We start from the raw sequence: 7596 nt of genomic DNA, 5'->3' as shown, positions 1-7596 counted from the left end.
AGGCGGACGCCCTCCGCGCGACGTCCGGAGCGGAAGCCGAAGCCCTGCGCGCCAAAGGCCGCCGCGGAAGCCGAGGCTCTGCGGGCCAAGGGCGAGGCGAGCGCGGCGGCGATCCAGGCCGAGGCGGAGGCGCTGCGCGAGAACCAGGAGGCGGTCCTCGGCCGCGAGCTGATCGGGCAGCTCCCGGCCCTCATGGCCGAGTTCGCCAAGGGCTACCAGAACGTCGGCACCGTCACCCTGATCGGCGGCGACACCGCCGGCGCGCACATCGCCCGGGAGCAGGCCGCGGGCCTCGCCGCGACGTTCGACAGCGTGAAGTCGGCGACCGGCGTCGACCTCGGGGCGATCCTCCAGGGCCAGGCCTTCGGCCGCGGAGTGGCGTCCGCGACGGGGACGGCCGGGACCGGTGACGCGACGCGTCCGTCCGGCAGTGGCGACGCGACGGTCATCCCCTCGACCAGCTGACGACGCCCTCCCGTCCGCCTCGCGCGGCCGATCCGGCCCGCCCGCCGGCGGGGGCGCTGCTCAGAGCGGCTTGCGCAGCTGCAGAGCGGTCGGCTCGTAGCCGAGCGACGCGTACAGGGCGCGAGCCGGAGTGTTGAAGCCGAAGACGTTCAGGGCGAGCGCCGACCCACCGCGGGAGCGCACGTGCGACTCCGCCAACAGCATCGCCGCCCGGCCGAGGCCGCGGCCCCGCTCGGCCGCGTCGATCTGCACGTCCCACACCCACCACACCCCGTCGAGGTCGCTCGGGTGCGGCCCGAGCCACAGCGAGCCCACCGGTCGGCCCCCGTCGAGGACGCTCAGCACGTCGTGACCGGCCGCGGGGGAGCCGTCGGGGAAGTACGTCTCGTAGGAGGCGTCGGCGGTGCGGGTCGCGGCCGCCTCGTCGTCGCCGGCGCGCATCCGATCACTGATGTACGCCGCGCGCTGCACTCGCACCCACGCGGCGAGGGCGGAGGCGGGCATCGGCGCGAGCGAGACGGTCATCGCTCCACGATGCCAGATCGGCGCTCAGCCGCGGTCCGACGCACTCCGGTCCGCGTGCGCCTTCTTGCCGAAGCGCGTCGCCAGGAACAGCAGCGTCCCGACCACCACGTACCCCGCCGTCGCCAGCCACACCACGCCGGTCTGCTGCGTCAGCAGCACGACGCTCGCGATGGTCGCCAGCACGGGTACCGCGCGCGGCACCGAGAAGTGCGGGTGGTCGACGCGGTCCTTCTTCAGCACCAGCACCGACACGTTCGCCGCGATGAACACCAGCAGGAGCAGCAGCACGGTCGTCTCGGCGAGCGTGCCGACGTCGCCGATCAGGGTGAGCAGCATCGTCACGCCCCCGACGACCACGATCGACACCCACGGAGTCCGGCGCCCGGGCAGCACACGGCCGAACGCGCTCGGCAGCAGGCCCGACGTCGCCAGGCCGAAGCCCACCCGGCTCGCCATGACCATGAACAGCAGCGCGCCGTTGGCGATGGCGACCAGCGCGATCAGGCCGAACAGCCACGGCGGCACGGCCACTCCGCTCGCCGCGACCACGTCGAGCAGCGGACCGCTCGACGAGGCGAGCTCCTCGTTGGGCAGCACGATCACCGCGCCGAGCGCGATCAGGAGGTAGACCACGGCGGCCGTGATCAGCGCGCCGAACAGGGCTCGCGGATACACCTTCGACGGGTTCCGCACCTCCTCCGCCATGTTCGCCGCGGCCTCGAAACCCAGGAACGAGAAGAAGGCGACGATCGAGGCGGCGAACGCGCCCTGCAGGGGAGCGACGTCCGGGTTGAACTCGAGCACGCGGGAGGCGTCGCCGTTGCCCCCGCCGAAGAAGACCGCCGCGCAGACGATCACGATCACCAGGCCGCTGACCTCGATCACCGAGGCGACCAGGTTCGCGGTCAGCGACTCCTTCACGCCGCGCAGGTTCACCAGGGTGAGGATCGCGATGAAGACGATCGCGGTCGGCGCAGGAGGCACCTCGAGCAGGGCGCCGAGGTAGTCGCCGGCGAAGGCGTTGGCAAGCGAGGCGGCGGTGGTGATGCCCGACGCCATCATCAGGAAGCCGACGAGGAACGACAGGTACGGTGTGCCGAACGCGCGGTCGACGTAGCGGGCGGCGCCGCCGGCGTGCGGGTACTTCGTGATCAGCTCGGCGTAGGTGCCCGCGGTCAGCAGGGCGATGACGAGGGCGATGAGCAGCGGCAGCCAGATCACGCCGCCGACGTCCGCCGCCATCGTCCCCACCAGCGTGTAGATGCCCGCGCCGAGGGTGTCGCCGACGATGAAGGCGAACAGCAGCGGGCCGGTGATCACCTTCTTGAGCGATCGGGTGCCGGTGTCCGGTGAGTCCTCGCCGGTCGTGCTCGTCGTGTCGGTCATCCGGCAACTCCACCGATCCGAGGAGCTGAACGCAAGCCAGCACGCGGAGGAGCTGCGAGATTTTTCAGAGTCGAAACACTCGCGACCGCTCCCGGCACCTCCGCGCGGGTGTTCAGGCGGGCGCGACCGACGGGTAGAGCGACTCGATCGGACCGGCCAGCCCGGCCTTCACCTGCGCGGTGAATCCGTCGGCGACGATCTCGAACGCCCCGTGCTGCACGCCGGTGACGACGGCGGCGACGAGCGCGGCCGGCGTGAGTTTCGCCTCATCGGTGTGCGCGGCCATCGCGGTGTCGACGTAGCTCATGTGCACGCCTGTCACGTGGATCCCGCGCGGAGCCAGCTCGAGGCGGAGCGAGTTCGTCGCCGACCAGAGTGCCGCCCTCGACGCGCTGTAGACGCCCGCTCCGGCGTACCAGCTCGCCACGGAGTGGATGTCGACGAGCACACCGTCGGCGGCCGCAGCGAGGGCCGGAACGAAGGCGCGCGCCACGAGCAGCGGAGCGAAGAAGTTCACCTCCATCGTGCGGCGGAGGGCCTCCTCGCTGATATCGATCAGGCTCGCTGTCGGCGGCAGAACGCCGGCGTTGTTGATCAGCACCGAGACATCGGGTGCCTGCTCGGCGGCAGCGGCGAGCGAGGCGGGATCGGTGACGTCGAGGGCCAGCGGGACGACGCGGTCGTCGGCCCAGTCGCGGGGCGTTCGGGCTGAGGCGTAGACCGTCGCGGCACCCGCGGCGAGAGCGGCGTGCACGAAGCGGTGCCGATGCCGCCGTTCGCTCCGGTGACGAGGACGACGGCGTCAGTGAAGGAGGGCATGGGATCTGCTTTCTGGAGAGGGGTGCGAGAGAGGGGCGACGTGGAGCCGGCTCAGCGGCGCAGGGCTGCGGCGAGCACGCGGTCGAGGACACGGTCGGGCATGCTCCGCGCGAGTCGGGTGAGCAGGGCGGCGTCGCCGCCGATCGTGTAGCGGGTCCGCGGCCGGGGGCGAGTGGCGGCATTGGCGATGATGCGCGCGGCGTCCTGCGCGTCGACCCCCGTGCGGAGGAATCCCTCGGACTGCGCGAGGACCGCGCGCATCAGCCCGCCGTAGCGGCGCTCCTGGTCTGGGGTCATGTCGGCGATCAGCGTGCGCGCGGTCACGCCTCCGCGGCCGACCATCTCGGTGCGCACGGCGCCCGGCTCCACGAGCACCACCCCGACACTCTGCGGAGCGAGCTCGCGACGCAGCGCGTCACCGATCGCCTCGAGCGCGTACTTCGATCCGGAGTAGGCACCGTAGGTGGGCTGGGCGAGGCGCCCCGCGACGGAGCTCATCAGCACGATAGGGAGTCGGGTTCAGGTGACATTGTCATCTCAGAACCAGAGCATGTGGGCTGACAATGTCAACTGTAGAATCGGAGCATGGTCAGTCGCTCCGAATCCACCGCCGCCACGCGCCGCGCACTGCTCGCCGCCGCTCGCGAGCTGCTGAACGAGGGCGGCCCGCAGAAGGTCACGCTGCGCGAGGTCGGAGCGCGCGCCGAGCTCTCCCGCGGAGCCCCGTACCGGCACTTCGCCGATAAAGAGAGCCTCCTGTCGGCGGTCGGCGCCGAGAGCTGGGACCGCATCACCGCGGTCCTCGAGCACCTCGGGCGGTCGGACGCCCCCCCCGGGGGCGCGCGGAGCCGCTGCGGGCGGCGCTCGCGGCGCTCCTCGCCGTCGGACGCGACGAGCCCGAGGTCTACCGGATGATGTTCACCGTCCCCGCCGCGGACCCTGAGCTCGCGATCGAGGCCGCTTCCCGGGCGCAGGCCGAGTTCCTCCGCATCGTCGGTGCAGTCGTCGGGGCCGAGCGCGCGCACCTCGCCGGAGCGATCCTCCTGACCGGCGTGCACGGCGTCGCGAGCATGGAGGCGAGCGGCCACCTCTCGTCCGAGATGTGGAGCGCGACGCCCGACGCGGTCATCGACGCGCTGGTCGCGCTCGTCGCGGCGGAGCGCTGAGGGCGCCGGCATCGTCGAGGATCCCGGGGCCGTGCATCGTCCGACGCATCGTCCGACGCACCGTCTCCGCACCTGCACGGGCCCGATCGTGACCGTCCGCGGCCGGGGTCCCGACGCCGCCGCTCCGATAAGGTAGAGCGCTTCGTCGGGATGTGGAGCGGTCGCGGAGGAATCATGGGCAAGAAGCGCAATCAGGGACGATCCGGCAGTGGCCGGTCGGGCGACCAGGGCGGGTCGGGAGGCGGTCGGACCGCCGAGACCGCGCTGATGGTCAGGTTCCGCAGCTGGTACCGGAAGCATCTCGCCGATGTCGGTGCTCTGCACGAGCACCTCGAGGTCGACGAGACGGTCGAAGTGCTGACCGACCTCTTCGCGATGACCCGGGATCTCCGGCCCCGCGGCTCCTTCGCGCAGCCCGACGCCGAGCTCCTCGAGGCCGTCTTCGACCAGATCGAGGCCGACCTCTCGGGGGAGGAGAACGAGGCCGATCTCGACGACACCCTGTTCACCGTCGCCGAGGTCATCGAGCACTTCCTCGACTTCCTGAGCGACGAGGACCTCTGGACCGGCACCGACGAAGAGTTGGACGAGTGCCAGGCCGTGCTCGACGAGGTCCTCGACCTCGCCGGCTCGTTCGTCGAAGCCGTCCTCGACGACCTGTCCGACCTCGAGGAGGTCCCCGCCGAGGAGCAGCTGTCGGCCGTGCGGGCGACCGTCCTCGTGCACGCCGCCGATGTCGTCGTCGAGCACCTCGCCGCCGCCGAGGAGGCGCGTCTGACCGAGCGCACCGCCCGCGAGATCGCGGTCGAGGCGGGCATCCCCTCAGCCGGATCGACCGAGCGACGACGCCGTGCGCATCCCAGTCTCGGCCTGGTGGGACGCCCTGGTCGGCTCGGCCGTCCTCGAGTCCGAGGGCTCGGGTGCGAGCCTCGGCGAGGCCGCCGTGCTCTGGCGCAGCTCCGACGCGCACGAGGCGGTGGCGGAGCGTGTCGCCTACGTCGCCCGGTTCCTCGAGCTCTGGACCCTCAGCGCGCAGGCCGCGCTCATCGCCTCGGACGACGAGGAGGGAGCCTTCTCGCCCGCCGAGCGCGCCGTCACCACGACCGACGCGGTGCTCGTGCGCATCGCCGTCGCCTGTCAGGCCGCGATGCACCCGGGCCTGGTCGTGGGCGAGCTGGTCGACGAGCTCGCCGCCGAGATCGGAGTCGCGCTCGACGAGGCGCTCGACGAGCGCGAGCGCGCGGTCGGCTCGGCCGAGCGGATGCTCGACGACGCCGCCGAGCTCGGCCTGCTCCTGCACTCTCCCGAGTTCGGCTACGTGGTGCCCGAGGGCCTGGCCCCCGTCCTCGCCTCGGTCGTCCGCGCGACCGTCGTGCTCCTGGGCGAGCGCGAGGCCACCCGCCTCGAGATCCTCGACGAGGCGACGCAGGACACCGCGACCGCCTACACCCTCCACGTCGCGCTCCTCGGCACCAAGCCCGTCGTCTGGCGCCGCCTCGAGCTCTCGTCCGAGTCGTCGCTGCGCGATCTGCACCTCGCCCTCCAGCTCTCGCTCGGCTGGACCGACGCGCAGCCGCACTACTTCAGCGTCGACGTGCCCGACGAGGAGCAGGCGCCGATCGGCTCACCCTCGGACGCCGAGGAGCTGGGCGCCGCGATGATCGACGAGTCGTCCGTCGTGCTCGCCGAGGTGCTCGAGGCCGAGCAGGACGAACTGTTCTACGTGTACGACCTCGAGGACGAGTGGCGACACGTCATCCGCCTCGAGGCGATCTCTCCGCTCACGGCCGCGCTCCCGCGCTGCACGCAGGCGCGCGGCGCCGCTCCGCTCGACGCCTCCGGCGGGCCGGCCGCCTGGGCCGACACCGTGCGCGCGCGACCGACCCGTCCTCGCCCGACCACGCGGAGGCGCTCGACGCGCTCGGTCTCGCGGCCGGCGCCTCCTTCGATCCCGCCGCGGTCGATGTCGACGGCATCAACCGCTCGCTCGGGCTGCTGCGCTCGGGGACCTGAGCCGGCCCTGCACGCCCCGCGGCTACGGGGTCAGCAGCAGCTTGCCGATGTGCCCGGACGTGCGCATCCGCTCGTGGGCCCGCTCGACCTCGGCCAGCGGGATCACCTCGTCGACCACCGGGCGCACCGTCCCGTCGGCGACGAGCGGCCAGACCCGCGACCGCACCTGCTCCACGATCTCCCGCCGCTCGTCGAGCGGCCGGGCGCGGAGCGTCGTGGCGTGCACGGACCCTCGTGCGCGCATCAGCACGCCCAGGTCCAGCGAGCCGAGGCCGCCGGACTGGTTGCCGATGAACACCACCCGCCCGCCCGTCGCGAGCGCCTCGAGGTCGCGGGCGAGGTAGTCGCCGCCGACCGGATCGAGGATCACGTCCACCCCGCGGCCGTCCGTCTCGTCGCGGATCCGGTCGACGAAGTCCTCGGCACGGTAGTCGATCAGGATGTCCGCACCGAGCGCGCTGCAGGCGTCCAGCTTGCGCGGGCTCCCGGCGGTGACGGCGACCCGAGCGCCGAGGGCGGCCGCGATCTGGATGCCGGTGGTGCCGACGCCGCTCCCGCCGCCGTGGATCAGGACCGTGTCGCCCGCACCGAGCCCGGCGACCATGACGAGGTTCGACCAGACGGTGGCCGTTGTCTCCGGCAGCGCCGCGGCCGAGACCAGGCCGACCCCCTCCGGTACCGGCAGGAGCAGCCCGACGTCGACGGCGACGTACTCCGCGTAGCCGCCTCCTGAGAGCAGCGCGCACACCTCGTCGCCCGGGCGCGGCCCCGTCGTGCCGGCTCCGAGCGCGACCACCGAGCCCGACACCTCCATGCCGAGGATCTCGGAGACGCCCGGCGGCGGCGGGTAGACGCCCGCGCGCTGGCCCAGGTCGGCGCGGTTCACCCCCGCCGCCGCGACCCGGAGCAGGACTTCGCCGGGGGCCGGGCTCGGCGTCGGCACCTCCTCGAGCACGAGTCGGGAGTCGGGGCCGAGGTTCTCGACGCGGATCGCCTGCATGTCGGCGATGCTACGCCGCCCGTCAGCCCCGCTCGGCGAGGAACCCCAGCACCGCGTCCTTGAATGCGCGTGCGGGCACGGTGCTGGTGTGGTCGCGGCCCGGGACGCTCACGAAGCGCGCCCCCGCCTCCTCGGCCAGCTGCTCGCCTCCGGGGGCGATCGGGTCGGCGCCGCCCGTCACCAGCAGCGTCGGCACGCTCGGGTGCCGGCCGAGCTCGGGAT

General features: G+C 72.9%; 7 protein-coding genes and 3 pseudogenes. 4 read left to right on the top strand and 6 right to left on the bottom strand.

Features of this window, described 5'->3' with window-relative positions:
- Nucleotides 1-465 (top strand): annotated as a pseudogene (locus ACH61_RS13015) (flotillin family protein); the annotation flags it as partial.
- Between the two features lie 60 nt (nucleotides 466-525).
- Here the strand turns inward: ACH61_RS13015 and ACH61_RS13010 are convergent.
- The 4 genes from ACH61_RS13010 to ACH61_RS12995 all read right to left on the bottom strand — a co-directional run bounded on the left by ACH61_RS13010 (nucleotide 526) and on the right by ACH61_RS12995 (nucleotide 3693).
- Nucleotides 526-990, bottom strand: coding sequence for a GNAT family N-acetyltransferase (locus ACH61_RS13010; RefSeq protein WP_068212710.1), 465 nt, complete (start codon nucleotides 988-990; stop codon nucleotides 526-528).
- A gap of 24 nt (nucleotides 991-1014) precedes the next feature.
- Entirely contained in the window at nucleotides 1015-2376 is a 1362-nt protein-coding gene (locus ACH61_RS13005; protein WP_068212706.1) for an APC family permease, read from the bottom strand.
- A 112-nt stretch (nucleotides 2377-2488) separates the two neighbouring features.
- A complete protein-coding gene (locus ACH61_RS13000) occupies nucleotides 2489-3130 on the bottom strand; it encodes an SDR family oxidoreductase (protein WP_330220171.1) in 642 nt (213 codons plus the stop codon).
- Between the two features lie 116 nt (nucleotides 3131-3246).
- Nucleotides 3247-3693 carry an SDR family NAD(P)-dependent oxidoreductase gene (locus ACH61_RS12995; protein WP_082845261.1) on the bottom strand — a complete coding sequence of 149 codons (447 nt, stop codon included), beginning with the start codon at nucleotides 3691-3693 and terminating at the stop codon, nucleotides 3247-3249.
- A gap of 87 nt (nucleotides 3694-3780) precedes the next feature.
- On the opposite strand from ACH61_RS12995, the gene ACH61_RS17985 reads away from it, so the two are divergent.
- The 3 genes and pseudogenes from ACH61_RS17985 to ACH61_RS18530 all read left to right on the top strand — a co-directional run.
- Nucleotides 3781-4110: a TetR/AcrR family transcriptional regulator gene (locus ACH61_RS17985; RefSeq protein WP_153038871.1), complete on the top strand. Its 330-nt coding sequence runs from the start codon at nucleotides 3781-3783 to the stop codon at nucleotides 4108-4110.
- Nucleotides 4107-4361 (top strand): WHG domain-containing protein, encoded by a 255-nt coding sequence (locus ACH61_RS17980; protein WP_153038870.1) that lies wholly within the window; start codon nucleotides 4107-4109, stop codon nucleotides 4359-4361. Before ACH61_RS17985 ends, ACH61_RS17980 begins: the two co-directional genes overlap by 4 nt.
- 1147 nt (nucleotides 4362-5508) lie before the next feature.
- Nucleotides 5509-6228 (top strand): annotated as a pseudogene (locus tag ACH61_RS18530) (plasmid pRiA4b ORF-3 family protein); the annotation flags it as partial.
- Between the two features lie 168 nt (nucleotides 6229-6396).
- Here ACH61_RS18530 and ACH61_RS16430 read toward each other — a convergent pair.
- Together ACH61_RS16430 and ACH61_RS17510 are read right to left on the bottom strand one after the other, a co-directional pair.
- A complete protein-coding gene (locus ACH61_RS16430) occupies nucleotides 6397-7374 on the bottom strand; it encodes an NAD(P)H-quinone oxidoreductase (RefSeq protein ID WP_082845260.1) in 978 nt (325 codons plus the stop codon).
- Nucleotides 7375-7396: 22 nt separating this feature from the next.
- Nucleotides 7397-7596, bottom strand: a pseudogene (locus tag ACH61_RS17510) (alpha/beta hydrolase); the annotation flags it as partial.

It is taken from the genome of Rathayibacter tanaceti, from assembly GCF_001634385.1.
Lineage (GTDB): Bacteria > Actinomycetota > Actinomycetes > Actinomycetales > Microbacteriaceae > Rathayibacter > Rathayibacter tanaceti.
Note: the sequence above shows the minus strand (reverse complement) of the source record. Positions and strands in the feature narration are given on the sequence as shown.